Annotated in this window: 24 protein-coding genes; 8 read left to right on the top strand and 16 right to left on the bottom strand. The window is 67.6% G+C overall.

Going from position 1 to position 24,089, the window contains the following annotated elements:
* Positions 1-30 precede the first annotated feature (30 nt).
* Positions 31-249: a YdcH family protein gene (locus WFK61_RS08590; RefSeq protein WP_047580734.1), complete on the bottom strand. Its 219-nt coding sequence runs from the start codon at positions 247-249 to the stop codon at positions 31-33.
* A gap of 229 nt (positions 250-478) precedes the next feature.
* Between WFK61_RS08590 and WFK61_RS08595 the strand changes: the two genes are divergently transcribed.
* The 3 genes from WFK61_RS08595 (at position 479) to WFK61_RS08605 (ending at position 1,638) form a co-directional block, all read left to right on the top strand.
* Positions 479-667 (top strand): YdcH family protein, encoded by a 189-nt coding sequence (locus WFK61_RS08595; protein WP_199091974.1) that lies wholly within the window; start codon positions 479-481, stop codon positions 665-667.
* Between the two features lie 169 nt (positions 668-836).
* Positions 837-1,097, top strand: coding sequence for a GlsB/YeaQ/YmgE family stress response membrane protein (locus tag WFK61_RS08600; RefSeq protein WP_336811111.1), 261 nt, complete (start codon positions 837-839; stop codon positions 1,095-1,097).
* Positions 1,098-1,131: 34 nt separating this feature from the next.
* On the top strand, positions 1,132-1,638 hold the full coding sequence (locus tag WFK61_RS08605) for a YidB family protein (protein ID WP_336811112.1): 507 nt from the start codon (positions 1,132-1,134) through the stop codon (positions 1,636-1,638).
* A 146-nt stretch (positions 1,639-1,784) separates the two neighbouring features.
* On the opposite strand, the gene WFK61_RS08610 is transcribed toward WFK61_RS08605, so the two are convergent.
* Both WFK61_RS08610 and WFK61_RS08615 read right to left on the bottom strand, forming a co-directional pair.
* Positions 1,785-3,413 (bottom strand): acyl-CoA synthetase, encoded by a 1,629-nt coding sequence (locus WFK61_RS08610; protein WP_336811113.1) that lies wholly within the window; start codon positions 3,411-3,413, stop codon positions 1,785-1,787.
* Positions 3,414-3,511: 98 nt separating this feature from the next.
* A complete protein-coding gene (locus WFK61_RS08615; protein WP_336811114.1) occupies positions 3,512-4,276 on the bottom strand; it encodes a sulfite exporter TauE/SafE family protein in 765 nt (254 codons plus the stop codon).
* A 174-nt stretch (positions 4,277-4,450) separates the two neighbouring features.
* Here WFK61_RS08615 and WFK61_RS08620 point away from each other — a divergent pair, with 174 nt between their 5' ends.
* Positions 4,451-6,382 (top strand): propionyl-CoA synthetase, encoded by a 1,932-nt coding sequence (locus WFK61_RS08620; RefSeq protein ID WP_336811115.1) that lies wholly within the window; start codon positions 4,451-4,453, stop codon positions 6,380-6,382.
* Positions 6,383-6,510: 128 nt separating this feature from the next.
* Here the strand turns inward: WFK61_RS08620 and WFK61_RS08625 are convergent, their stop codons facing one another.
* Positions 6,511-7,242 carry a DUF1013 domain-containing protein gene (locus tag WFK61_RS08625; protein ID WP_257731144.1) on the bottom strand — a complete coding sequence of 244 codons (732 nt, stop codon included), beginning with the start codon at positions 7,240-7,242 and terminating at the stop codon, positions 6,511-6,513.
* A 190-nt stretch (positions 7,243-7,432) separates the two neighbouring features.
* Complete coding sequence (locus WFK61_RS08630; protein WP_336811116.1) at positions 7,433-8,431, bottom strand: NAD(P)H-quinone oxidoreductase; 999 nt, start codon at positions 8,429-8,431, stop codon at positions 7,433-7,435.
* Positions 8,432-8,580: 149 nt separating this feature from the next.
* Between WFK61_RS08630 and WFK61_RS08635 the strand changes: the two genes are divergently transcribed.
* Together WFK61_RS08635 and rcdA are read left to right on the top strand one after the other, a co-directional pair.
* Positions 8,581-8,781 (top strand): DUF1192 domain-containing protein, encoded by a 201-nt coding sequence (locus tag WFK61_RS08635; RefSeq protein ID WP_047576131.1) that lies wholly within the window; start codon positions 8,581-8,583, stop codon positions 8,779-8,781.
* 359 nt (positions 8,782-9,140) lie between these two features.
* Positions 9,141-9,671: a protease adaptor protein RcdA gene (rcdA, locus tag WFK61_RS08640; RefSeq protein ID WP_336811117.1), complete on the top strand. Its 531-nt coding sequence runs from the start codon at positions 9,141-9,143 to the stop codon at positions 9,669-9,671.
* A 234-nt stretch (positions 9,672-9,905) separates the two neighbouring features.
* Here rcdA and rpmE read toward each other — a convergent pair whose 3' ends face one another.
* Positions 9,906-10,142 carry a 50S ribosomal protein L31 gene (gene rpmE, locus WFK61_RS08645; RefSeq protein WP_199091846.1) on the bottom strand — a complete coding sequence of 79 codons (237 nt, stop codon included), beginning with the start codon at positions 10,140-10,142 and terminating at the stop codon, positions 9,906-9,908.
* A gap of 267 nt (positions 10,143-10,409) precedes the next feature.
* Here rpmE and WFK61_RS08650 point away from each other — a divergent pair, with 267 nt between their 5' ends.
* Positions 10,410-12,188 (top strand): ABC transporter transmembrane domain-containing protein, encoded by a 1,779-nt coding sequence (locus WFK61_RS08650; RefSeq protein WP_442896278.1) that lies wholly within the window; start codon positions 10,410-10,412, stop codon positions 12,186-12,188.
* A gap of 260 nt (positions 12,189-12,448) precedes the next feature.
* Here WFK61_RS08650 and WFK61_RS08655 read toward each other — a convergent pair whose 3' ends face one another.
* The 6 genes from WFK61_RS08655 to WFK61_RS08680 all read right to left on the bottom strand — a co-directional run bounded on the left by WFK61_RS08655 (position 12,449) and on the right by WFK61_RS08680 (position 18,211).
* Entirely contained in the window at positions 12,449-13,468 is a 1,020-nt protein-coding gene (locus WFK61_RS08655; RefSeq protein WP_336811118.1) for a peptidoglycan -binding protein, read from the bottom strand.
* Positions 13,469-13,497: 29 nt separating this feature from the next.
* Complete coding sequence (locus WFK61_RS08660; RefSeq protein ID WP_336811119.1) at positions 13,498-14,508, bottom strand: flagellar motor protein MotA; 1,011 nt, start codon at positions 14,506-14,508, stop codon at positions 13,498-13,500.
* A 99-nt stretch (positions 14,509-14,607) separates the two neighbouring features.
* Entirely contained in the window at positions 14,608-15,399 is a 792-nt protein-coding gene (locus WFK61_RS08665) for an inositol monophosphatase family protein (RefSeq protein ID WP_336811120.1), read from the bottom strand.
* A gap of 93 nt (positions 15,400-15,492) precedes the next feature.
* A complete protein-coding gene (locus tag WFK61_RS08670; RefSeq protein ID WP_336811121.1) occupies positions 15,493-16,410 on the bottom strand; it encodes a tetratricopeptide repeat protein in 918 nt (305 codons plus the stop codon).
* Positions 16,407-17,060: a thiamine phosphate synthase gene (locus WFK61_RS08675; protein ID WP_336811122.1), complete on the bottom strand. Its 654-nt coding sequence runs from the start codon at positions 17,058-17,060 to the stop codon at positions 16,407-16,409. The genes WFK61_RS08670 and WFK61_RS08675 overlap by 4 nt, the downstream gene beginning before the upstream one ends.
* Positions 17,057-18,211: a benzoate/H(+) symporter BenE family transporter gene (locus WFK61_RS08680; protein WP_336811123.1), complete on the bottom strand. Its 1,155-nt coding sequence runs from the start codon at positions 18,209-18,211 to the stop codon at positions 17,057-17,059. The genes WFK61_RS08675 and WFK61_RS08680 overlap by 4 nt, the downstream gene beginning before the upstream one ends.
* Positions 18,212-18,418: 207 nt before the next feature.
* On the opposite strand from WFK61_RS08680, the gene WFK61_RS08685 reads away from it, so the two are divergent.
* Entirely contained in the window at positions 18,419-20,419 is a 2,001-nt protein-coding gene (locus tag WFK61_RS08685; protein ID WP_442896279.1) for a PhoX family protein, read from the top strand.
* 221 nt (positions 20,420-20,640) lie between these two features.
* On the opposite strand, the gene fba is transcribed toward WFK61_RS08685, so the two are convergent.
* From fba to WFK61_RS08705, 4 genes are all read right to left on the bottom strand, one after another.
* The gene (fba, locus tag WFK61_RS08690) at positions 20,641-21,723 is read right to left on the bottom strand and encodes a class II fructose-bisphosphate aldolase (protein ID WP_336811124.1); all 1,083 of its coding nucleotides are present in this window, start codon (positions 21,721-21,723) and stop codon (positions 20,641-20,643) included.
* A 143-nt stretch (positions 21,724-21,866) separates the two neighbouring features.
* Entirely contained in the window at positions 21,867-23,060 is a 1,194-nt protein-coding gene (locus WFK61_RS08695; RefSeq protein WP_336811125.1) for a phosphoglycerate kinase, read from the bottom strand.
* Between the two features lie 9 nt (positions 23,061-23,069).
* Entirely contained in the window at positions 23,070-23,642 is a 573-nt protein-coding gene (locus tag WFK61_RS08700) for a putative glycolipid-binding domain-containing protein (protein WP_336811126.1), read from the bottom strand.
* Positions 23,639-24,079, bottom strand: coding sequence for a hypothetical protein (locus WFK61_RS08705; protein ID WP_336811127.1), 441 nt, complete (start codon positions 24,077-24,079; stop codon positions 23,639-23,641). Before WFK61_RS08705 ends, WFK61_RS08700 begins: the two co-directional genes overlap by 4 nt.
* Positions 24,080-24,089 lie beyond the last annotated feature (10 nt).

Genomic DNA, 24,089 nt, shown 5'->3' on the forward strand with positions numbered 1-24,089 from the left:
TCGGCGTCAGGGCGCCGGAAAGCGCTCGCGTCAGGCGATGATGTCGGGCGTCAGCGCGTCCTCGATCTGGGAGATGCGGTCCTTGAGGTAGAGCTTGCGCTTCTTCAGGCGCTGGACCTGGACCTGATTGATCGAGCCCACGCGCTCCAGCGCGTCGATGGCGCTGTCGAGATCGCGATGCTCCTCGCGCAGCCGCGCGAGTTCGGAGGTGAAGGTCTCGACCTCTTCAGGGCTGAGCTCGAATCCCATGGGCATCTCATCATCGCCTTGATCGGGGGCGACTATGCGCGTGCCGCCCCGGGTCCCGCAAGTGCGGGCGAGGGGCTGCAGGCGTGGGGAAGCCATCTATTCACGGCTTTCCGGAAACGGACCGGTCACGATCACAGAATCTCATGAATGCCGTGTGACGGCACGGGGAAGACGTGAAGCCGGCTCTATGCCAGATTGGTTGAGTCAACCGCTCATCAGGAGGATCCAGATGTCGTTGCAGACCCGTCTTGCGGAACTCGAGCGCAAGCACCGTCAACTCGAGGACGCCATCGCCCAGGCTGTGGCGAGCCCGTCGTCGAGTGACCTCAGCCTCGCAGAGCTGAAGCGGAAGAAATTGCAACTGAAGGATGAGATCGAACGCGTACGGATGACCATTCCGGAGCGAACCTTGCATTGAGCCGGCGGGCCGAATGGCCCGTTGAATGCGATGAAGATGCGGATGAACCGGCCCGAAAGGGCCGGTTTTTCGTTGGCGGGAGCACCGTCAACGGAATGACACAAAGCGGCGGGAACTTCTGTCGCGATGACCCGTTGAAGGCGGGCGCGCATCGCGAGGGGAGGCAGCCATGGGCATCGTCTGGACCATCATCATCGGTTTCATCGCCGGCGTCGTCGCCAAGTTCATCATGCCCGGCTCGAACGAGCCTGCCGGCTTCGTGCTGACGACGATCCTCGGCATCATCGGCGCCTTCGTCGCGACCTATCTCGGCCAATCGCTCGGCTGGTACGCGCCGGGGCAGGGCGCCGGGCTGGTCGGCGCCGTCGTCGGCGCCATCATCGTGCTGGTCGTCTGGGGCGCGATCAGCGGCCGCAATCGAGCGGTCTGAGTTCGACCTTCCTTTCCCAAACGGAGTAAGCGCCGTGAGTGACGACAACAGCAGCAGCGGTTTCCCGTCCCTGACCGCCCTTCTCGGGCTCGTCGCGGTCGCCGGTTACCAGAATCGCGACAAGATCGCGGAATGGCTCGGCGGGCGCGGCCAGCCGGAGCCGGGGCAGGTTTCGGCGCCGCAACCGGGCCAGGCCGGAGCCGCTCCGCAGGGTGACGGCGGCGGGCTTCTCGGCAGCCTCGGCGGCCTGCTTGGTGCCGGCGGCATCGGTGGCGTGCTGAATGGCGGGCTCGGTGAGCTTTCCGACCGCTTCAGGCAGGCCGGGCAGGGCGAGAAGGTCGATTCCTGGGTGCAGCACGGCCCCAATCAGGATGTCGCGCCCAACGACCTCGAACAGGCGCTGGGCCCGCAGGTGATCGACGCGATCGCACGCCGCACCGGCCTCTCGCGGGACGAATTGCTGGACCGACTCTCGCAGGTTCTGCCGGAAGCGGTCGACCGCTTCACGCCGAACGGGCGGATCGATCGCGCCGGGGCCTGAGGCTCGACCTCCGTCAAAGGCGTCGTCGTGGTCGGGCTTGTCCCGACCATCCACGTCTTAACGGGCGAAAGTCGTGTTCAAGACGTGGATGCTCGCCCCAAGGGCGAGCATGACGGATCAGGAGCGCTGTTGCCGAGCGTTCTGCGTTACAACGCCCGCGCCATCTCGCGCAGGCGGAATTTCTGGATCTTGCCGGTCGAGGTCTTCGGCACCTCGGCGAAGACGATGGTGCGCGGGCATTTGAACGAGGCGAGATGTTCGCGGCACCAGGCGATGATCTCGGCCTCCGTCGCGGTCTTGCCGGGCTTCAGTTCGATGAAGGCGCAAGGCGTCTCGCCCCATTTCTCGTCGGGGCGGGCGACCACGGCGGCGGCCTGCACGGCCGGATGCTTGTAGAGCGCGTCCTCGACCTCGATCGAGGAGATGTTCTCGCCGCCGGAGATGATGATGTCCTTCGAGCGGTCCTTGAGCTGGATATAGCCGTCCGGATAGCGCACGCCGAGATCGCCGGTATGGAACCAGCCGCCGGCGAAGGCGGCTTCAGTCGATTTCCGATTGCCGAGATAGCCCTTCATCACGACATTGCCGCGCATCATCACCTCGCCGAGCGTCTGCCCGTCGCGCGGGACCGGCTGCATCGTCTCGGGATCGAGCACGTCGAGCCCTTCGAGCGCCGGATAGCGCACGCCCTGGCGGGCCTTCTTGGCGGCCTGCTCGGCCGGCGAGAGGGCGTTCCAGTCATCGTTCCAGTCATTGACGACGGAGGGGCCGTAGCACTCGGTCAGCCCGTAGAGATGCGTCACCTCGAAACCGGCCTGCTTCATGCCGGCGAGCACAGCTTCCGGCGGCGGGGCGGCGGCGGTGAAGAACGAGACCGTCTGCGGGAAGTCGCGGCGCTCCTCGGGCGTCGCGTTGAGCAGCGTCGACATCACGATCGGCGCGCCGCAGAGATGGGTGACGCCATGGTCGGCGAGCGCATCGTACATCGCCTTGGCGCGGACCTGGCGCAGGCAGACATGGGTGCCGGCGACGATCGAGATCGTCCAGGGGAAGCACCAGCCGTTGCAGTGGAACATCGGCAGCGTCCAGAGATAGACGGGGTGCCGGCCCATATTGCCGGTGATGACGTTCGAGGTCGCCAGCAGGTTGGCGCCGCGATGGTGATAGACCACGCCCTTGGGATCGCCGGTGGTGCCGGAGGTGTAGTTCAGCGCGATGGCGTCCCACTCGTCTCCCGGCATCAGCCAGTCGAATTCCGGGTCTCCCGAAGCAATGAGCTCCTCGTACTCGACGTCGCCGAGCCGCTCTCCGGGGCCGTCATAGACGGGGTCGTCATAGTCGATGACGATCGGCTTGGCCTTGCAGAGCGCGAGCGCCGCCTTGATCGTCCCGGAGAACTCGCGGTCGGTGATCAGCACCTTCGCCGCTCCGTGGTCGAGCGAGAAGGCGATGATCGCCGCGTCGAGCCGGGTGTTCAGCGTGTTCAGCACGGCGCCGGCCATCGGCACCCCGTAATGGCATTCGAGCATGGCTGGCGTGTTCGGCAGCATGGCCGCGACGGTGTCGTTCTTGCCGATGCCATGCTTCGCCAGCGCCGAGGCGAGGCGGCGCGAGCGGGCGTAGAATTCCGCATAGGAACGGCGCAGCGGTCCGTGAATGATCGCGGTGCGGCCGGGGAAGACCGAGGCCGCGCGCTCGAGGAAGGCGAGCGGCGTCAGCGGCTGGTAATTCGCCGGGTTGCGGTCGAGATCGGTGTCATAGGCCGAACGGGTCATCGGGAGCCTTCCTCGCAAGCGCCGGAAGCCTTAGCGGCTGGCGCGCTCGCAGGTAATCCATCCCTTTTTCCGATGCGGCGCAATCGCGCGGATGGGGCTCAGCCCAGAAGATGCAGGCCTTGCACGCCGTCATAGACAAGCTTGGCGCCGACCAGCAGCAAGAGCCAGTAGATGATGCCGTAGAAGCGTTCGGGCGGCACGCGCCGGATCAGCCAGACCCCGGCGAAGGTCGCGGCGACCGCGAAGGGCAGCAGTGCGGCGGAGGCCAGAAGGTTCTGGCCGTTGAGCTGGCCGAGCGCGAGATAGGGCACGAGCTTGACCAGATTCATCGCCGCGAAGAAGACCGCGCCGGTGCCGACGAAGACGGCGGGCTTCAGCTTCTGCGGCATGACGTAGATCTGGAAGGGCGGACCGCCGGCATGGGCGACCATGCTGGTGAAGCCGCAGAAGAAGCCCCAGAGGCTGCCGGCGCTCCAGTTCGCCTGCGTAGCGACCGTGGGCTTTTTTCCGTCGCTGAGCATGCGGCGCAAGGCGAAGCCGACCGAGATCAGGCCGACGGCGAGCACGACCGCCGCATCCGAGACCTTCGCTGCCAGGAGATAGCCGACGAGGATGCCGAGCAGGGCACCCGGCGCCAGCGTCGCGAGATTGCGGCGGTCGAAATCGCGCCGGTAGGACCAGACCGAGACGACATCCTGCGCGATCAGGAGCGGCAGCATGATCGCGGCGGCCGTCACCGGCGAGACGACCAGTGCCATCAGCGGCAGGGAGAGCAGGCCGATGCCCGAGAAGCCGCCCTTGGCCAGTCCGGTCAGGACGACGGCCGGCACCATGGCGGCGAAGAAGAGCAGGTCGAAGGGCATGTGGTACTGCGTCGCAGGGCCGGAGAAATACGGGTCGGGATCGGCGAAAGTCTTAAGGCGGCGCGCTTGCGCTGGGCGCGGGGAAGAGCGCAGGGTTCGCGCAAAACCAGCCCCGCCATCGCCGGCTCGCTCACGGGGCTTTAGGCTGAAACCCGGCGCAGAGGAACGCTTCCGATGAATGGCTCCCATGCGGCGCCCGCCCGCTCCGAAGGCTATCGCGAGGTCTACGCAAGCTGGCAGTCCGATCCGGATGCCTATTGGCTCGACATGGCCAGGGCGATCGACTGGATCAAGCCGCCCGAGAAGGCCTTCGATCCGGGGGCCGGCATCTATGGCCGCTGGTTCCCGGATGCGACCTGCAACACCTGCTTCAACGCGCTCGACCGGCATGTGCGCGACGGGCGCGGAGAGCAGGTCGCGCTGATCCATGACAGTCCGGTCACCGGCACGAAGACGCGCTACACTTACGCGCAGATGCTGGAGGAGGTCGCGACCCTGGCCGCTGTCCTGCAGGATCTCGGCGTCGCCAAGGGCGACCGCGTCATCATCTATATGCCGATGGTGCCGGAGGCGGCCTTTGCCATGCTGGCCTGCGCGCGGATCGGTGCCGTGCATTCGGTGGTGTTCGGCGGCTTCGCGGCCAAGGAACTGGCGACGCGTATCGACGATGCCGAGCCCAAGGTCATCCTGACCGCGACCTGCGGCATCGAGCCGACGCGCGTGGTCGAATACAAGCCCTTGCTCGATGGCGCGATCGAGATGGCCAGGCACAAGCCACAGGCTTGCGTCGTGCTGCAGCGCCCGCAGGCCGACGCTTCGATGCATGTGACCCGCGACAAGAACTGGCGCACGCTGGTTGCCGCCGCGAAGGCGGCTGGTCGCAAGGCCGATTGCGTCGAGGTCGCGGCGACGGACCCGCTCTACATCCTCTACACCTCCGGCACGACGGGGCGGCCCAAGGGGGTGGTCCGCGACAATGGCGGCCACATGGTCGTGCTCAAGGCGACGATGGATCAGCTTTTCGATGTCGGGCCGGGCGAGGTGATGTTCTGCGCCTCCGATGTCGGCTGGGTCGTCGGCCACGGCTATATCGTCTACGCGCCCTTGATCCAGGGCGCGACCAGCGTGCTCTACGAGGGCAAGCCGGTCGGCACGCCCGATCCCGGGGCGTTCTGGCGGGTGATCGCCGAACATGGCGTCAAGGTGCTGTTCACGGCGCCGACCGCCTTCCGCGCCATCCGCAAGGAGGACCCCGAGGGCAAGCATCTCGCCGGACACGACCTCTCGCGCTTCAGGGCGCTGTTCCTCGCCGGCGAGCGGGCCGATCCCGAGACGCTGAAATGGGCGGAGGAGATGCTCAAGGTCCCCGTGATCGACCATTGGTGGCAGACCGAGAGCGGTTCGCCGATCGTCGGCGATCCCATGGGGCTTGGCCTGCTTCCGGTGAAGCACGGCTCGCCGACGGTGCCGTTGCCGGGCTGGGACGTGCAGTGCCTCGACGAGGGCGGGCGGCCGGTCGAGGCCGGCAAGATGGGCGCGATCGTGCTGAAATTGCCCTTGCCGCCGGGTGCACTGCCGACGCTGTGGAACGACGATGCGCGCTTCAAGGAGGCCTATCTCGCGACCTATCCGGGCTATTACAACACCTCGGATGCCGGCTTCATCGATGCGGACGGCTATGTCTTCATCATGGGCCGCACCGATGACATCATCAATGTCGCCGGCCACCGGCTCTCGACCGGCGGCATGGAAGAGGTGCTGGCGGCGCATCCGGCCGTGGCGGAATGCGCGGTCGTCGGCATCCGCGACGCGCTCAAGGGCGAGCAGCCCTGCGGCTTCGTCGTGCTGAAGGCGGGCGCGACCGTGACGCCCGAGCAGGTCGAGAAGGAGCTGGTCGCGCTGGTGCGCGAGCGCATCGGGCCGGTGGCGGCGTTCAAGCTGGCGCTGACGGTCGCCCGGCTGCCGAAGACGCGCTCCGGCAAGATTCTCAGGGCGACGATGAAGAAGATCGCCGATGGCGAGGATTACGCCGTGCCGGCGACGATCGAGGATATCGCGGTGCTCGGCGAGATCGGCACGGCGCTGAAGGGCAGGGGAATCGGGTAGGCGATAGTGCCTACCGCGTCATGCTCGCCCTTGTGGCGAGCATCCATGTCTTGAACACGATCTTCGACCAGCGAAGACGTGGATGGTCGGGACAAGCCCGACCATGACGGCTGAGCCGGAGCCTAAGCTCAGCCCTCGTCGTCCTCGTCTTCGGCCGGGCGCTTGAGCTGTTTCAGCTTGGCGAAGACCGAATCGACGTCGATCGCGGCCTCTTCCTCGCGCTTCGGCCGGCTCATGTCGGCGAAGGGCTGGCTCTCGCTGCGCGCGGGCTCCGGAGCGATCGCCTCTTCCACCGTGAGCAGGGTCGAGCCGGCTTCGGCCAGGGCGGCCGGACGGTCCTTGGCGGCGCGCCCGACTTCGAAATCGAGGTCGATCTGCGAGCACAGGCCGAGGCTGACCGGGTCGATCGGGGTGAGCTGCTGGGCGTTCCAGTGCGTCCGGTCGCGGATCTGCGCGATGGTCGACTTGGTCGTGCCGATCAGGCGGATGATCTGCGCGTCCTTGAGCTCGGGATGGTTGCGCAGCAACCAGAGGATGGCGTTCGGGCGGTCCTGGCGCTTCGAGACCGGGGTGTAGCGCGGGCCCTTGGTGCGTTTGATCTCCGGCACCTTCACCTTGCGCTCGGCGAGCTTGAGGTGATGGTTCGGGTTCTTGGCGGCGCGCTCCAGCTCCTCGCGGGTGAGCTGGCCGGAGGTGATCGGGTCGAGGCCCTTGATGCCGGCGGCGACTTCGCCATCCGCGATGCCGCGCACCTCGAGCGGGTGCAGCTTGCAGAACTCGGCGATCTGCTCGAACGTCAGCGAGGTGTTCTCGACCAGCCAGACCGCGGTGGCCTTGGGCATCAGCGGGGTTTGTGACACGGGACGGTCTCCTGTTCGCCTTCGCGCCGCCGCTCGCAGGGGCTCCAAAAGGCAGGGTCGCGGACAATAGCTCTCATGCGCCGACCGGCCTCCCCGGCCGGCCATCCAAATCATCGACGATGAGCAGGATGGCGCGCCTTATAGGCGAGGGCGGGACCAGTGTCCATGAAAAGCGTGTGATCGAAGCCGGTCAGACCGTCAGTACGATCTTGCCGATATGGGCGCTCGACTCCATCAGGCGATGGGCCTCCGCGGCCTGCGCCAGCGGGAAGGTCGCGTGGATCAGCGGCTTGCAGCGCCCGGCCTCCAGCAGCGGCCAGACCTTGGCGTGCAGCTCCGCGGCGATGGCCGCTTTCTCCGGCACGGTGCGGGGGCGGAGCGTCGAGCCGGTATGGGTCAAACGTTTCAGCATCAGGCGGCTGAAATTGACGGTGGCCTTGGGGCCGTTGAGGAAGGCGATCTGGACGATGCGGCCCTGATCGGCGGCCAGCTCGTAATTGCGGTCGATATAGTCGCCGCCGACCATGTCGAGGATCAGGTCGGTGCCGCGCCCGCCGGTCACGGCCTTGCCCGCCGCGACAAAATCCTCGGTGCGGTAGTTGATGGCGTGGTCGGCGCCGAGCTCCAGGCAGGCGGCACATTTGTCGTCCGAGCCGGCGGTCGCGATGACGGTCGCGCCGAAGGCCTTGGCGAGCTGGATCGCCGTGGTGCCGATGCCCGACGAGCCGCCATGGACGAGGAAGCTCTCGCCGGCCTGCAGGCGGCCGCGCTGGAAGACATTGGTCCAGACGGTGAAGAAGGTCTCGGGGATCGCGCCGGCCTCGGTCAGCGTCAGGCCCTTGGGGGCGGGCAGGGCGTTGCTCTCGTCGACCACGGCATATTCGGCATAGCCGCCGCCGGCGACGAGGGCGCAGACGATGGCGCCGATCGCGAAGCGGCTGGCGCCTTCGCCCTGCGCCACCACCGTGCCGGCGAACTCGAGGCCGGGGATATCGGAGGCTCCGGGCGGGGGATTGTAGCCGCCCTGGCGCTGCAGGACGTCGGGGCGGTTGACGCCGGCAGCGGCGATGGCGACGAGGATCTGGCCGGGGCCGGGCTTCGGCACCGGCCGTGTTTCCGGCCTGAGGACCTCAGGGCCGCCGGGCGCCGCCATGCCGATCGCCGTCATCGTCTCGGGAAGGGTGGTCATGCGTCTCGTCCTCGATTGGTGCGTCGCAGCGTGACTGCGGTCGAAACTTGGTTTTGCCTGGAGCATCGCTCTCAGCGAAAAACCGGTTCCCACTTTTTCGCGCGATGCTCTAGCGTGCCGCGCGCAGTTTGAGCAGATGCGAGGCCGCCATGTCGATATTCCCGGAGGACGATCGCCCCAAGCCGAAGAGCGTGCATGAGATCGGGCAGGACCTGTCGATGCTGTCCCTGGCCGAGATCGACGAGCGCATCGCCGCGCTCAAGACCGAGATCGAAAGGCTGATCGAGACCCGGGCGCGCAAGGATGCCTCGCGCTCCGCGGCGGACGCGTTCTTCCGGAAGCCCGCCTGAAAAAGCGTCAAAAAGAAACGCCCGTTTACCGGGCGTTAATGATTCCAAAGTATGAATCGCATCATCCAGTTTGTCTGGATGTCGAGTGGCTCCTGCCCACTCTGTTTGACGCCTCCCTGTTGACCTTCGAGCCGCCTTTGGCGGCTCTTTTTTTGTCCGCACGTTCCCTTGCGTCCGGCAGGTCGCGTTGTCCCTGTGGACTCGCCTGCCTTGTTGTCGCCACAGCGGTTTAGCCTCGTTAAGGTTAACGGCACCTTACCGGCGCTGGAAACCATGATCGGCGCTATCCTTGCGACATCGGCTACAACATCCGTGACGCGTTCCAGAGGCGCACGGGTTTGTGCCGATGGGAGACACCAATGAACGACGCCCAGTTGCTCGATCCGCAGACGGAAGAGGGCGCGATTTCCTTCGCTCGGGGTTTCGTGCGCTCCGATGCCTTCATGCTGCTGTTTCGCGAGGGGATGGGACTGGTCGAGCAGACCGCCGGCTATCTCGACGGGGACGGGCGCAAGGACGCCGCTGCCCTGCCGCGCGAGGCCTCGCTGACCTACGCCACCGAAAGCATGCGCCTGACGACGCGGCTGATGCAGATTGCCTCCTGGCTCCTCGTGCAGCGAGCCGTGGCGGAAGGAGAACTGACCGTCGAGCAGGCTCGCACCGAGCATAACAAGGTCAAGATCGGTGACCCGATGGCGCCGCCGGCCGAGCATGTCGTGGCACAGCTGCCGGAGCGGCTGCGCGACCTGATGGCGCATTCCTTCCGCCTGCAGGAGCGCATCCGCCATCTCGAAGGCCAGATGACCGGCGCTGCGCCCATCCGCGCGCATGTGAACCCCGTGCTCACCCAGCTCGCGAGCCTCGAGGCCCGGCTGGGCTTCGGGCGCTGATTTTCTGTCGAGCCGCGGCGTCCTCCCGGGCTTGATCCGGGATCCATCGTAGAGCTCCGGAGCCTTACGATGGATCCCGGATCTGCGCGGCTTTGCCGCTTGTCCGGGATGACGACGGAGGCTGGAGGAGGGTGCTTCGCCCAACTGGGGCGAGGATCCAAAACAAAAAAACCCGGCCGCGAGGCCGGGTTTTTTGTTCGAGATCAATGACGGCGGCGCCGGAGCGCCGCAGCATCACTTCTTGCCGATGGCGCCGATGCCGCTGAAGCGCGAGTTGAAGCGCGAGACGCGGCCGCCGCGGTCCAGCATGTGCTGGGTGCCGCCGGTCCAGGCCGGGTGGGTCTTGGGGTCGATGTCAAGGTTCAGCGTGTCGCCTTCCTTGCCGTAGGTCGAGCGGGTGGCATATTCGGTGCCATCGGTCATGACGACCTTGATGGTGTGGTAATCGGGGTGGATGCCGGCCTTGGCCATGACGAAATCCTCGGAGCTACAAAAACGGGCGCATCGACAAGCAGGCGAGCCTGCCCGGCCCGTCGAAAGAATTCGGATGAGCCTGTCGTGAAGTCGCGTGCACATATCGCAGCCGGCGCCGCAGCGCAAGCACAACGCGCTTTCGGGGGCTCCCCTGCGGCGTTGCGTCGTTTGCCAATCCGGCCATGATCGGCTTCACGAAGGCAAGATTGAGATTGGTCGAAAGAGCGCGCGCGACGCGTGCGCGAGAAGCAGGAGTTCCGGCGCGTGGCCGAAGCTGAGAATAACGCCAAGAAGGCCCGGCCCGATTTCCGCTCGCTGGCGACCTTCTGGCCCTATGCGCGGGCGCAGAAGCGCCGGATCGCGTTTGCGCTGGTCGCGCTGATCGTCGCGTCGCTCGCGACCCTGGCGCTGCCGCTGGCGGTTCGCCGCGTCATCGATGTCGGCTTCGCCGGCGGTGAGCGGCAGCTCGCCGACAGCTATTTCATCCTCCTGATCGGCGTGGTCGCCGTGCTCGCGCTGGCGAGCTCGGCGCGGTTCTATTTGGTGATGACGGTGGGCGAGCGCATCGTCGCCTCGCTGCGCGCCGATGTCTTCCGTCACCTGACGCGGCTGGAGCCGGCCTTCTTCGATTCGAGTCGGGCGGGCGACCTCGTCTCGCGGCTCACCGCCGACACCACGCAGATCAAGTCGACCTTCGCCTCGACCGCCTCGATCGCGCTGCGCAACGCCATCATGGCGCTGGGCGCGCTCGGGATGATGGTGGCGACCAGCCCGCGGCTGTCCGCGATCGTCATCGGCGTCATCCCGCTGATCGTGATTCCGCTGGTCCTGTCCGGCCGCTCGGTCAGACGGCGCTCGCGGGCGGCGCAGGACCGGCTGGCGGATGCCTCCGCCTTCGCGGCCGAGGCTGTCGGCGCGGTCCGCACGATGCAGTCCTTCGGTGCCGCGCGCCAGACCTCGGCGCGGTTCGAGGCGGCCTCGGACGACGCTTACGGCGCCTCGCGCGAGGCGAGCGCATCGCGCGCGCTGCTTTCCGGCGTCGCGATCTTCCTGGTCAGCGCCAGCGTGGTCTGCGTGCTCTGGGTCGGCGCGACCGAAGTCTTCGACGGGCGCATGAGCGGCGGACGGCTGTCGCAGTTCATCCTCTATGCGGTGTTGGCAGCAAGCTCGCTCGGCCAGCTCTCCGAGGTCTATGGCGATATCAGTGCCGCCGCCGGCGCCTCCAGCCGGCTCGGCGAGATCCTGGCGCTGAAGCCGGCCATCGCCGCGCCGCCGCACCCCAAGCCGATGCCGGCGCCCTCGCTCGGCGAGCTCGCCTTCGAGAACGTTTCCTTCAGCTATCCCGGCCGCGTCGGTCCGGCTCTGTCGGATCTCAGCTTCTCGGTTCGGCCGGGCGAGCGGATCGCGCTGGTCGGCCCGTCCGGCGCCGGCAAGAGCACGGTGCTGCAACTGGCGCTGCGCTTCTACGATCCGCAGGACGGGCGCGTCGTCGTCGACGGTGTCGCGGGGCCCGAGGCCGATCCGGAGGTCTGGCGCGAGCGTTTCGCACTGGTGCCGCAGGAGCCGACGGTGTTCGGCGTCTCGGTGCGCGACAACATCGCCTATGGCCGGCCTGACGCCTCGCAGGAGGAGGTCGAGGCTGCGGCGAAGCTCGCGGCGGCGGACGAGTTCATCCGCGCTCTCCCTGATGGCTACGAGACGGTTGTCGGCGAGCGCGGCGTGACGCTCTCGGGCGGGCAGCGCCAGCGCCTCGCCATCGCGCGGGCGATCCTGAAGGACGCGCCGATCCTGCTGCTCGACGAAGCCACCTCGGCGCTCGATTCCGAGAGCGAGCGGGCGGTGCAGGATGCGCTCGACCGCCTGATGCAGGGCCGGACCACGCTGGTGGTGGCGCATCGGTTGGCGACCATCCTCTCGGCTGACCGCATCCTCGTCATGGAGGACGGGCGCATCGTCGAGGAGGGCAGCCATGCCGAGCTCAAGGCGCGCGGCGGGCTCTATGCGCGGCTGGCGGCGCTGCAGTTCGGGCTGGAGGCGGCGTAGGGGCCGCTCGGGAACCTCAGCGTCATTCCGGGGCGCTCCAAAGGAGCGAGCCCGGAACCCATGAATACGCCGCCCCCGTCATGGTCGGGCTTGTCCCGACCATCCACGTCTTCGCTCGTCGAGCGCCGTGTTCAAGACGTGGATGCTCGCCACAAGGGCGAGCATGACGGACTGAAGCCTCGTCGTGTTCATGGGTTCCGGGCTCTTCGCTGACGCGAAGCCCCGGAATGACGGTGAGGTTTCCGACGCATGCGGAGCGCCTACCGCTCGGTGATCTTGAACTCGATGCGGCGGTTGCGACGGTGGGCCTCGTCGGTATTGGCGACGTCGAGCGGCTGATACTCGCCGAAGCCGGTCGCCGCGACGCGGTCGGTCGGCAGGCCGCGCGAGATCAGGTACTCGACGACGGCGATGGCGCGCGCCGATGAGAGATACCAGTTCGACGGGAACTGGGCCGACTTGATCGGGTGGTTGTCGGTATGGCCGTCGACACGCAGGATCCAGGGCAGGTCGGGCGGCATCTCGTTGCCGAGGTCGAGCAGGATGGTGGCGAGCTTGTCGAGCTCGCCCTTCCCCTCGGGCTTCAGCACGGCCTGGCCGGCGTCGAAGAAGACTTCGGACTGAAAGACGAAGCGGTCGCCGACGACGCGGATGTCGGGCCGCGTGCCAAGCACCTGGCGCAGGCGGCCGAAGAAGTCCGAGCGATAGCGCGCCAGCTCCTGCACGCGCTGGGCCAGCGCGACGTTGAGGCGCGAACCGAGCTCGGAGATGCGGGCCTGCGAATCCTTGTCCTTGGCCTCGGAGGCGGCGAGCGCCTCTTCCAGCGCGGCGAGCTGGCGGCGCATGGCCTGGATCTGCTGGTTGACGAGATCGACCGTCGCCTGGGCGCGGGCGGAAAGCTGCTTCTCGGCGTCGAGCGCCTTCTGGGATTCGGCGAGCTGGGCGCCGGCATTGCTGCCTTGCTGCGTGTCGATCAGGCCTTGCAGGCGGGTACGATCGCCCTGCGCCTGCGCCAGCGTCGACTGCATCAGCTGGAGGCTCTCCTGGGCCTGCCGGTTGGAGGAGCGCTCCAGTGCGAGGAGGTCGGTCAGCTCCGAAATCTGCTTGTTGAGGCGCTCCAGCGCCGTGTCCTTGCCGGTCAGCTCCTGCGAGAGGAAGAACTGGCCGAGCACGAAGACGGTGAGCAGGAAGACGATGCCGATCAGCATCGTCGAGAGCGCATCGACGAAGCCGGGCCAGAAATTCGTTTCCTCGCGGCGGTGGGCGCGGGAGAGGGCCATGGCTCAGGTTCCTGTTCCGCCCGAGAGCATCATGGCTCGGAGACCTGATCGGCGGTGAGGCGGTCGATCAGCCGCTTCAGGTCCTTCTCGCGGGCGGCCTGCGCCTCGACCCAGTCGCGGATCATCTGCTGCTCGGAACGCATGTGCTGGACGAGGCCCTGGATGCCCTCGGCCAGATTGGAGAGGGCCTGCGTCGCGGCGCGGTTGTTGGAGGCGCCATCGGCCATGGCGGCGCTGAGCTGCTCGAAGCGGTCGGCCAGCGGGTTGCCGGCGCCCAGCAGGGCGGCGGGCGCCTCGGGCGAGCCGGTGCGGCTGCCGAGCCAGCTCTCGACCTCGTTGCGGAAGCGGCGCTGGGCCTGCCCGACCTGCAGGTCGAGAAAGCCGAGGATCAGCGAGCCGGCGATGCCGAAGAGCGAGGACGAGAAGGACAGGCCCATGCCGGCGAGCGGAGCGGAAAGGCCGGCCTTCAATTCGTCGAAGAGCACGCCGGCTTCCGCGCCGGTGCGCAGGGACTTGATGACGCCGCCGACCGAGCCGACCGTGTCGAGCAGGCCCCAGAAGGTGCCGAGCAGGCCGAGGAAGACGAGCAGCCCGCTGAGATAGCGCAGGACCTCGCGCCCGTCGTCGAGCCTGACGGCGATCGATTCGAGCGTCGAGGCCGCCTGCACGGGAGCGAGCGTGCCGTGCTCCAGCGCCGGCAGAACGGAGCCCAGCGGAGCGATGACCTGGCCGCGGCGGACCTGTGCGGAGGCGGGAGCGGCTGCGAGATTGGTGGCGGCGCGCGCCTCGCTGTGGAGGCGCCAGAGCTCGCGCAGCGCGATCAGGCAGCCGACGAGCAGGGCGCCCAGGATGAGGCCGTTCAGCCCCGGATTGGTCATGAAGGCCTGGATCAGCCCGGCCTGCAGGATGTAGCCGAGGAAGCCGATCAGGGCGAGGAAGAGGACCGCGCGGACGACGTAACGAAGCGGCCTGGAGAAGCGGACCTGCGCCCGCGTCGGAGCGGCCGTTGCCGGCTCGGCCGCAAAATCCTCAGTCGCCATGCGTCGTCTTCCGTTCGCCTCGGAGTGCGGGGAGGACTGTCGCCTCCCACGCCGCCGGGATCAAGCACGAAAGAGCAACAGTTTAGTGGCTGTTAGGTTTCAAGCGGCCGCAGTCTTGAGCGCCTGGGCGAGAGCACGCTCGCCGGCCTCATTGCCGCAGATGATGTCTTTGGCGCTCGTGATCGGCTTGCCGTCGAGCGTGCCGAAGGTGCCGCCGGCCTCGCGGATCAGCACGGCGCCGGCCGCGAAATCCCAGGTGTTGAGGCCGCGTTCCCAATAGGCATCCATGCGGCCGGCGGCGACATAGGCGATGTCGAGCGCGGCCGAGCCCATGCGGCGGACATTGGCGAAGCGCGGCATCACGGCCGCGAGCTCGCGCAGGAACTGGCCGTGGCCGCCCTTGCCGATATGCGGGATGCCGGTGCCGATCAGCATGTCGGCCGGCTCGTTGCGGCCGGAGACGCGCAGGCGGCGGTTGTTGACATAGGCGCCCTTGCCCTTCTCGGCCATGAACATCTCGTCCTTGGCGGCGTCGTAGATCACGCCGGCGATGAACTGGTTGTCGCGCTCCAGCGCGACCGAGATGTTCCAGTGCGGGATGCCGCGCAGGAAGTTATGGGTGCCGTCGAGCGGGTCGATATGCCAGCGGTTGCTCTCATCGGTGCCGTGGACGACGCCGCTCTCCTCCAGGACGAAGCCATAGCCGGGGCGGGCCTTCTCCAGTGCCTCGCGCAGGATCTCCTCGGCCTTGTGATCGGCCTTGGAGACGAAGTCGCCCGGGCCCTTGGCGAGCACCTGGAGGTTCTCGACCTCGCCGAAGTCGCGCTTCAGCGAGCGGGACGCCTTCATCACGGCGTCGGTCATCACGGTCATCAGGGGGGAGCGGATCATCGAAAACCTCTTGCGCGCCGGCGAGGCGCGGTGAGCCAGCGGCGCAAGCCTTGCGCCCGGCGGAAAATTAGCGTGCCGTCACTTGCGCGGGTCTTAGGGCGCCGTCAAGACGGCGCTGCTGATCCGGCTGGCGGCCATGCGGACGGCGCGGGCCTGCTGCTCGGGCTTCATGCGCTCGAACAGGTCGTCGAGTCCGGCGTCCTTGAGGCCCTGCGCGCGGGCCGCGAGATGCCAGGCGGCGGCCTCGATCGTGTCCGGCGCGATGCCGAGCCCGAACTGGTAGAGCTTGGCGAGGCGGTTCTGGGCGATCGGGTTGCCCTGCCAGGCGGCGCGCCGGAACAGGCTGGCCGCCGCGGCCTCGTCCTTCTCCACGCCGGTGCCGTTGAACAGCATGATCGCGTATTCGACCTCGCCGGGGAGATTGCCGGCCGCGGCCGCCTGCTTCATCCAGCGTGCCGCGACCTCCTCGCTCGCCGGCATGCCGCGCCCCTGCTTGGCCAGGATGCCGAGCGCATACATGGCATCGCCGACCTGTGCCTTCGCCGCGATCTCGAGGCTGGCGATGGCGCGCTTGTCCTCTGCCTCCTTGTTGGCCGCAAGCAGGGCGAGGGCGAGATTGTAATTGGCGGCAGGGTGGCCGGCGGCGGCGGCCTTCTCCAGAAGGACACCGGCGCGGGCGGGGTCGCGCTTGCCGCTCTTCTCGTCGAGGAGCTGCATGGCGAGCGCGAAGGTGGCGTTGACGTCGCCGCGCGCCTCGGCCCGCTCATACCATTCCAACGCGACCTTCTGGTCCGGCGGGACGCCGAGGCCCTGGCGATAGAGCTCGCCGAGGAGGGTCATCGCGCCGGCGTCGCTGCTGTCGGCTTCTATGCGCTTGAGCGCCTCGGAGAGAGCCCGGCGATAATGGCCGGCCTGATAGGCGCCATAGGCGATGTCCGGCGCCGGCGCCGCCTCGGCCGGGCCCGCGAACAGGGCGCCGGCGAGCAGGGCGAGCCCGACCAGCCGTTTCATCGCGCCGCCTTCCGTGCCGCGCAGGCGGCGGTCGCCTGATTGGCCTGCTCGACCAGCGCACGGATGTCCTGGCCTTCGTCGAAGGCCCAGGCGCCGAGGGCGACGAATTCGGCGCCGGTCTCGACCAGGGCCGGGATGGATTCGGCATCGGGCGCATAGGCGACGCAGGGCGTCTCGAAGATTTCGGCCCACCAGCCGGCGCGCTCGACGACCGCCGCCAGCGGTGGCAGCGAGCCGTCCGGACGGGGCTCGCCGAACATCACGTAATCGACCCCGGCTTCGCCGGCATCCATGGCGTCATGGCGGGCGCGCAGGCCGCCGATGCCGATGATGCGCTCGCTCTTCAGGCTGGAGCGGGCCTCGGCAACCGCGGCCGGGCCGCCGGTGAGATGGACGCCGTCAGCGCCGCCGCGCGCGGCGACGAGCGCATTGTCCTCGACGACGAGCGCGACATTATTGGCCTGGACCGGGCCGGCGAGGCGCTTGACGCGCTCGATCCGGCTGCGGTCGTCGCCGGGCGTCAGGCGCAGCAGCACGGCGGCGATATCGCCGCCGGCCATGGCCTGCATCAGGCGAAAGGCCATGGCCTCCGCGTCCGCGACGGGAGGGGTGACGAGCATCAGGCGAGTGGAGAAAGGTTGTGTGGTCATGATCGGCTGCGCAAACGGCCCGCAGCGAAGTCCAATGTCAAGACCGCAAGACCGGCAACGAGGCTCCAGAAGGCCGAGCCGATGCCGAAAAGCGATAGGCTGGAGGCGGCGACGGCGAAGGTGACGACGGCGGCGAAGCGTTCCTTGTCGGAGGCCATGGCCTGCCCGAGCGCGCCGGTGAGCGAGCCGACGAGGCCCAGCCCGGCGACGGCGACGATGAGCGCCTTGGGCAAGGCCAGCAGCAGGGCGATCAACAGGCCGGTGCAGGCGGCGACGACGAAATAGGCGAGCCCGTAGAGCACGCCCGCTTTCCAGCGCTGGGCCGGGTCGGGATGGGTGTCGCCGCCCGTGCAGATCGAGGCCGAGATCGCGGCCATGTTGGTCATATGCGCACCGAAAGGTGCGGTCAGGAGCGAGGTCAGCCCCGTCACGAACAGCGAGGGCGCGGTCGGCGGGTTGTAGCCGGCGGCGCGCAGCACCGCGAAGCCCGGCAGGTTCTGGGCGGCCATGGTGACGAGATAGAGCGGGACGCCGATTCCGAGCATGGCGGGAATATCGAAGCGCGGCGTGACGAATTCGAGGCCGCTCAGCGTCATGGCTCCTGCAGGCCAATGGGCGAGGCCGCCGAGAAAGCTGATCGCGATGCCGGCGACGAGCGCGGCGATGACGCCGAGGAAGGGATTGAGCAGCCGCGCCACCAGAAAGACGGCGAGCAGCGGCAGGACGAGGCCGGGCGAGAGCCGCATCTCGTCGAAGACCGCGACGACGAAGCGGAAGATGACGCCGGCGAGCATGGCGGCCGCGACCGGCATCGGGATGCGCTCGATCAGCTTGCCGAGCGGGCGGAAGGCCGCCGTCAGCATCATCAGCACGGCTGCGACCAGGAAGGCGCCCACGGCAGAGGCCATGTCGAAGCCGGTCACGGCCGCGATCAGCGCCGCGCCCGGTGTCGACCAGGCGCAGATCATCGGCATGCGGTAACGCCAGGACAGGAAGAGGCTGGAGGCGCCGGTGGCGAGGCAGAGCGCCGCGATCCAGGAAATGGTCTGGCCGTGTGTGGCGCCCAGCGCCTGCGCGGCCTGCAGGATGACGGCGACGGAGGCGGCGAAGCCGACAAATACCGCGACCAGGGCAGAGAAGACGATCGACATGGTGCGGGAAGCCGGCTGGAACGGAAGCAAGCCAGCGTTGAACCAGAAAACGCGGGACACGGAAAGGGTGACGGGCGCAGGGCCGGGGCCAGCTTCGGGCACAAGGGTTGCCCCAGGATGGCCCGTCGGTGGACGGTGATGTCATGCGGCTGTCAATGGCTCGGTCTAGCTGCGCATTATTCCAATCCGAAGCGACCGAGGCCGATCATGCGCGACGACGATCACGAATCCACCTTCGGCGCCAGCATGCTGGAGCACGAGGATGCGGAGCCGCGGAACCCGACCGAAAACCCGACCATGGGCGAGCTGATCTCGCAGCGCTTCTCGCGGCGCGGCTTGCTCAAGGGCGCGCTTGCCGTTTCGGCGATCTCGGCGACGGTCGGCACGCTGGCGCTGGAAACCGCCGCGGAAGCGCAGGCGCAAGGCGCGAAATCGGCCTTCTCCTTCAAGGAGGTCGAAGTCGGCGTCGATGCCGATCACCATGTCGCCGATGGCTACGAGGCGCAGGTGCTGCTGCGCTGGGGCGACCCGCTGACGGCCGATGCGCCGGCCTTCGACCCGGCGAAGCAGAGCGCCGAGGCCCAGAGCAAGCAGTTCGGCTACAATAACGACTTCGTCGGCTATGTGCCGATGACCGGCGCCGCGGATCCGTCCGCGCATGGGCTGCTCTTCGTCAATCACGAATACACCAACCCGCACCTGATGTTCCCGGGCGTCGTCGAGATGAAGGACGGCAAGCCCGTCCTGAAGAACGCGACGCCGGAGCGCTTCGCGATCGAGGCGATGGCGCATGGCGCGACGGTCGCGGAAATCCGCAAGACCGGCAGCGAGTGGGCACTGGTCAAGGATTCCAGGTACAATCGCCGCATCACCGCCGCGACCGAAATGCAGCTCTCGGGACCGGTCGCCGGCACCGAGCGCGTGCAGACCAGGGCCGATGCCAGCGGCCGCAAGGTACTGGGAACGCTCAACAACTGCTCGGGCGCGCTGACGCCGTGGGGGACCTTCGTTTCGGGCGAGGAGAATTTCCACGGTTATTTCTCCGGCAAGCTGCCGGAAGGCCATCGCGAGGAGGCGAACTACAAGCGCCTCGCCGTGCCGTCCTCGCCCTACGCCTGGGGCCGCTTCGAGGAGCGCTTCGACCTGGCGAAGGAGCCGAACGAGGCCAACCGCTTCGGCTGGGTGATCGAGGTCGATCCGTTCGACCCGAACTCGGTGCCGAAGAAGCGCACTGCGCTCGGCCGCTTCAAGCATGAGGGCGCCGACATGATCGTCGCCAAGGACGGGCGCGTGGTCGCCTATCTCGGCGACGACGAGCGTTTCGACTATGTCTACAAGTTCGTCACGGCCGGCCGCTTCGACCCTAACAACCGCGCCAGCAATCTCGACCTGCTCGATGCCGGCACGCTCTATGTCGCCAAGTTCGCGGCAGACGGCACGCATGAATGGCTGCCGCTTGTCTTCGGGCAGGGGCCGCTCACGGCCGCCAACGGCTTCCAGAACCAGGCCGACGTGTTGATCGAGGCGCGCCGCGCCGGCGACCTGCTCGGCGCGACCAAGATGGATAGGCCGGAGGACATCACGCCGAATCCGGTAACGGGGCGCGTCTATGTGATGCTGACCAACAATACGAGCCGCAAGGATGGCGAGGTCGACGCCGCCAATCCACGCGCCAAGAATGCCTTTGGCCATATCATCGAGATCGCCGAGGCCGATGGCGACCACACGGCGACCAAAGGACGCTGGGAGATCCTGCTGAAATGCGGCGATCCTTCCGTCGCGGCGGTTGGCGCGAGCTTCTCGACCGAGACGACCAAGAACGGTTGGTTCGGCATGCCCGACAATGCCGTGGTCGATTCCGCCGGCCGGCTCTGGGTCGCGACCGACGGCAACGGCATCGACGTGACCGGACGCACGGACGGGCTCTGGGCGGTCGATACCGAGGGTGGCGCGCGCCGGACCTCGAAGCTGTTCTACCGCGTGCCGCATGGCGCGGAGCTCTGCGGCCCGTGCTTCACGCCGGACGACACCACCGCCTTCGTCGCCGTGCAGCATCCCGGCGATGACGGCCCGGACTGGCCGGAATTCGGCCGCCGCTCCTATTACGAGGACCTCTCGACCCGCTGGCCGGATTTCAAGCCGGACATGCCGGTGCGGCCGTCAGTGGTGGCGATCACCAAGAAGAGTGGCGGCAAGATCGGGGTTTGAGCTTTGCCAGACGTCATGCTCCGGCTTGCCCCAAGCATCTCTCGAACGAGAAAGGCCCGGCATCGCTGCCGGGCCTTTTTAGCTTATCGGGAGCCGAGCCGCTCGTGCCGTCATGCTCGCTCTTGTGGCGAGCATCCACGTCTCGAACACGATGCTCGCCGAACGAAGACGTGGATGGTCGGGACAAGCCCGACCATGACGGATTGCAAGCGGTGCCGGCCTCAGGCTGCCTTCCTGGCGCCGAAGGTGGGGTCGAGCTCGCCCTTGGCGTAGCGCTTGGCCATGTCGGCCAGCGTGATGACGCGCTTGATCTTCGAGGCCTGGCCGGCGGTGTTGAACTCCTCAAGGCGCTGCTTGCAGAGCTTGGTCATCGCTTCCATGGCGGGCTTCAGATACTTGCGCGGATCGAACTCACCGGGGTTCTCCGACAGGATCTTGCGGATCTGGCCGGTCATCGCCATGCGGTTGTCGGTGTCGATGTTGATCTTGCGCACACCGTGCTTGATGCCGCGCTGGATCTCCTCGACCGGCACGCCCCAGGTCTGGGGCATCTTGCCGCCGTATTGGTTGATGACGTCCTGGAGATCCTGCGGGACCGAGGACGAGCCGTGCATGACGAGATGGGTGTTCGGCAGCAGCTTGTGGATCGCCTCGATGACATGCATCGCCAGGATCGCGCCGTCGGGCTTGCGGGTGAACTTGTAGGCGCCGTGCGAGGTGCCCATGGCGATGGCGAGCGCATCGACCTTGGTCTCGGCGACGAACTTCACGGCTTCGTCGGGGTTGGTCAGGAGCTGGTCGTGGCTGAGCTTGCCCTCGAAGCCGTGGCCGTCCTCCTTCTCGCCCTCGCCGGACTCGAGCGAGCCGAGCACGCCGAGCTCGCCCTCGACCGAGATGCCGCCGAGATGGGCCATGTCGGTGACGGTCTTGGTCACGCCGACATTGTAGTCCCAGTCGCCCGGGGTCTTGCCGTCGGCCTTGAGCGAGCCGTCCATCATCACCGAGGTGAAGCCGGCCTGGATCGCGGTCATGCAGGTCGCCGGCTCGTTGCCGTGGTCGAGATGCACGCAGACCGGGATATGCGGATAGATCTCGGTGACGGCGTCCATCATGTGCTTGAGCATGATGTCGTTGGCGTAGCTGCGAGCGCCGCGCGAGGCCTGGATGATCACCGGCGCGTCGGTCGCGTCGGCCGCCGCCATGATCGCCAGCGCCTGCTCCATGTTGTTGATGTTGAAGGCAGGCACGCCGTAGTCGTTCTCGGCGGCATGATCGAGCAACTGGCGAAGCGTGATACGGGCCACGATGGCACTCCCCTTTGGTTCATCGGTCTGAGGGTGGATTTAGTGTGTCGGCGCCGGCCGCGCAAAGCGAAACCGGCAAAAACCTTAAAGTCCGAGCCGCCGCTCCGTTGCCGAAGCGGCCAGCTAGATTGCCTATCCGGCTGTCACGCCTTCCGGAGCGCCTCGACGCCCGGCAGGGCCTTGCCCTCCATCCATTCGAGGAAGGCGCCGCCCGCGGTCGAGACATAGGAAAGATCGTCGGCGACGCCGGCATGGTTCATGGCCGCGACGGTGTCACCGCCGCCGGCGACGGCGACGAGCTGACCCGCCTTGACGCGCTTGGCCGCAGCCTTGGCGACGGCGACCGTCGCGGTGTCGAAGGGTGGCAGCTCGAAGGCGCCGAAGGGGCCGTTCCAGACCAGCGTCTTGACCTTGTCCAGGCGCAGCACGACATCGGCGGCGCTGAGCGGGCCGGCATCGAGGATCATCTCGTCGGCTGCGACCTCGCCGACCGTTACGACGCGATGGCCGGGATGGGCCTTGAACTCGCGCGCGACCAGCGCATCGACCGGCAGGACGATCTCGCAGCCGGCGGCCTTGGCCTTCTCCTCGATCTGGCGGGCGGTGCCGACGAGGTCATGCTCGCAGAGCGACTTGCCGACATCGACGCCCCGCGCGGCGAGGAAGGTGTTGGCCATGCCGCCACCGATGGCGAGCACATCGACCTTCCTGACGAGGTTGCCGAGCAATTCGAGCTTGGTCGAGACCTTGGCGCCACCGACGATCGCCATCACCGGCCGGGCCGGATTGTCGAGGCCTGCGGAGAGGGCCTCCAGTTCCGCCTGCATGGTGCGCCCGGCATAGGCCGGCAGGACATGGGCGAGGCCTTCGGTCGAGGCATGGGCGCGGTGCGCGGCCGAGAAGGCGTCGTTGACATAGAGATCGCCATTGGCGGCGAGCGCCTTGACGAAGTCCGGGTCGTTCTTCTCGTCGCCGGCGTGGAAGCGGGTGTTCTCCAGCAGCAGGACATCGCCGTTCTTCGCGGCGGCGAGCGCCTTGGCGACGTCATCGCCGATGCAGTCATCGACGAAGGTGACGGGGCGGCCGAGCGCCTCGGTCAGGGCCGGTACGACCTGGCGCAGGCTGTTCTTGTCGTCGCGGCCCTTCGGGCGGCCGAAATGCGCGAGCAGCACGACCTTGCCGCCCTTGTCGGCGATCTCGCGGATCGTCGGCAGGATGCGGTCGATGCGTGTGGTGTCGCTGACCTTGCCGTCTTCCATGGGAACGTTGAGGTCGACGCGGACAAGCACGCGCTTGCCGGCGAGATCGGCGTCATCGAGGGTGCGGAAGGCGGTCATCGGGCTCTCTTATCGGATGCGTTCGAACAGGCTGGGATAATCGACGACGAGACCGTCCTCGTCGACAGGCAATTCGGCCTCGAAGCTGCCATCGGCCGCCTGATAGCGGAACAGGCGCGGGGCTAGGCAGGTATAGGTCTGCCGGTCGATGGTCGGCACGAAATCGTCGAAGGGGATGTAGAGCATTGTGAAGGTGCGGCTCTGGCCGATCTCCCAGCGCTCCCGCCGGATCGGCAGGGTGTTGGTGAAGGGCGAGCCCTGCAGGTCGATGTCGATGCAGTCGTCGAAAGCGGGAAGCCGCGTGCCGGCGGCATCATGCCAGCGGCCGGCGCGGCGTTCCATGGCGAGGCGCCGGCCATCGGTCGTCGCGATGGCGAAGCCGGTGACCGTGAAATCCGCCGTGCAGTCGATGCGGTAGGACACGCCATAGGGCGGCTCGCCGCGCTCGCCGATGACCACGGCCTCGGCACGGATGCCCGATTGCGTGGTGGCGAGCGTCAGATGCTCCAGTCCGACGCCCTCGACCGGTCGCCAGCGCAGGCTGCGCGGCACGGCCAGAAGGGCGACGTCCCGAAAGCTCATCGGGCGAGCAGGCCTCCGAACAGGCCGGGCACGCCGAATTTCAGCACGAGAATGGTGAGGATCACGGTCAGTACGGCCGTGACGATCGCGGTCATGAACAGCGTGCCGGCGCGCGGCGTCGCATCGACGCGGTTGCGGAGCGCGTTGATCTCGCCGCGGATCGCCGCGAAATCCATGGTGCCGGCGGCGGCATCGACCTTGTGGGCGCTGCGCTCCAGCGAGGCTTCGGCGCGGGTCAGAACGGCCTCGTAGCGGGCGAACTTCTCCTCGATGCGCGCCGCCTTCTCCTCGATGCGAGAGAGCTGGTCGAGCTTGCGCGGCTCAGTGACGGGCGCAGCGGTCTCGGAGGCGGGCGTCGTCGCCACGAGCGTGGGGCCGGATGCGACGGGCTGCTCGGTGTTCGCCGGGGTCACGACGGTCGGCTCGATCTTGGCCATAGGCGCTCCG

It is taken from the genome of Allobosea sp. MMO-172, assembly GCF_037147855.1.
Taxonomy (GTDB): domain Bacteria; phylum Pseudomonadota; class Alphaproteobacteria; order Rhizobiales; family Beijerinckiaceae; genus Allobosea.

Coding starts and splice junctions, on each gene's coding strand:
- WFK61_RS08695 (WP_336811125.1), bottom strand. CDS start 23,060: ATGACCGCCTTCCGCACCCTCGATGACGCCGATCTCGCCGGCAAGCGC.
- WFK61_RS08635 (WP_047576131.1), top strand. CDS start 8,581: ATGTCGATATTCCCGGAGGACGATCGCCCCAAGCCGAAGAGCGTGCAT.
- WFK61_RS08590 (WP_047580734.1), bottom strand. CDS start 249: ATGGGATTCGAGCTCAGCCCTGAAGAGGTCGAGACCTTCACCTCCGAA.
- WFK61_RS08630 (WP_336811116.1), bottom strand. CDS start 8,431: ATGACCACCCTTCCCGAGACGATGACGGCGATCGGCATGGCGGCGCCC.
- WFK61_RS08705 (WP_336811127.1), bottom strand. CDS start 24,079: ATGGCCAAGATCGAGCCGACCGTCGTGACCCCGGCGAACACCGAGCAG.
- WFK61_RS08655 (WP_336811118.1), bottom strand. CDS start 13,468: ATGGCCCTCTCCCGCGCCCACCGCCGCGAGGAAACGAATTTCTGGCCC.
- WFK61_RS08700 (WP_336811126.1), bottom strand. CDS start 23,642: ATGAGCTTTCGGGACGTCGCCCTTCTGGCCGTGCCGCGCAGCCTGCGC.
- WFK61_RS08670 (WP_336811121.1), bottom strand. CDS start 16,410: ATGAAACGGCTGGTCGGGCTCGCCCTGCTCGCCGGCGCCCTGTTCGCG.
- WFK61_RS08665 (WP_336811120.1), bottom strand. CDS start 15,399: ATGATCCGCTCCCCCCTGATGACCGTGATGACCGACGCCGTGATGAAG.
- rpmE (WP_199091846.1), bottom strand. CDS start 10,142: ATGGCCAAGGCCGGCATCCACCCCGATTACCACACCATCAAGGTCGTC.
- WFK61_RS08595 (WP_199091974.1), top strand. CDS start 479: ATGTCGTTGCAGACCCGTCTTGCGGAACTCGAGCGCAAGCACCGTCAA.
- WFK61_RS08620 (WP_336811115.1), top strand. CDS start 4,451: ATGAATGGCTCCCATGCGGCGCCCGCCCGCTCCGAAGGCTATCGCGAG.
- WFK61_RS08600 (WP_336811111.1), top strand. CDS start 837: ATGGGCATCGTCTGGACCATCATCATCGGTTTCATCGCCGGCGTCGTC.
- WFK61_RS08615 (WP_336811114.1), bottom strand. CDS start 4,276: ATGCCCTTCGACCTGCTCTTCTTCGCCGCCATGGTGCCGGCCGTCGTC.
- WFK61_RS08685 (WP_442896279.1), top strand. CDS start 18,419: ATGCGCGACGACGATCACGAATCCACCTTCGGCGCCAGCATGCTGGAG.
- WFK61_RS08675 (WP_336811122.1), bottom strand. CDS start 17,060: ATGACCACACAACCTTTCTCCACTCGCCTGATGCTCGTCACCCCTCCC.
- WFK61_RS08680 (WP_336811123.1), bottom strand. CDS start 18,211: ATGTCGATCGTCTTCTCTGCCCTGGTCGCGGTATTTGTCGGCTTCGCC.
- WFK61_RS08610 (WP_336811113.1), bottom strand. CDS start 3,413: ATGACCCGTTCGGCCTATGACACCGATCTCGACCGCAACCCGGCGAAT.
- rcdA (WP_336811117.1), top strand. CDS start 9,141: ATGAACGACGCCCAGTTGCTCGATCCGCAGACGGAAGAGGGCGCGATT.
- WFK61_RS08660 (WP_336811119.1), bottom strand. CDS start 14,508: ATGGCGACTGAGGATTTTGCGGCCGAGCCGGCAACGGCCGCTCCGACG.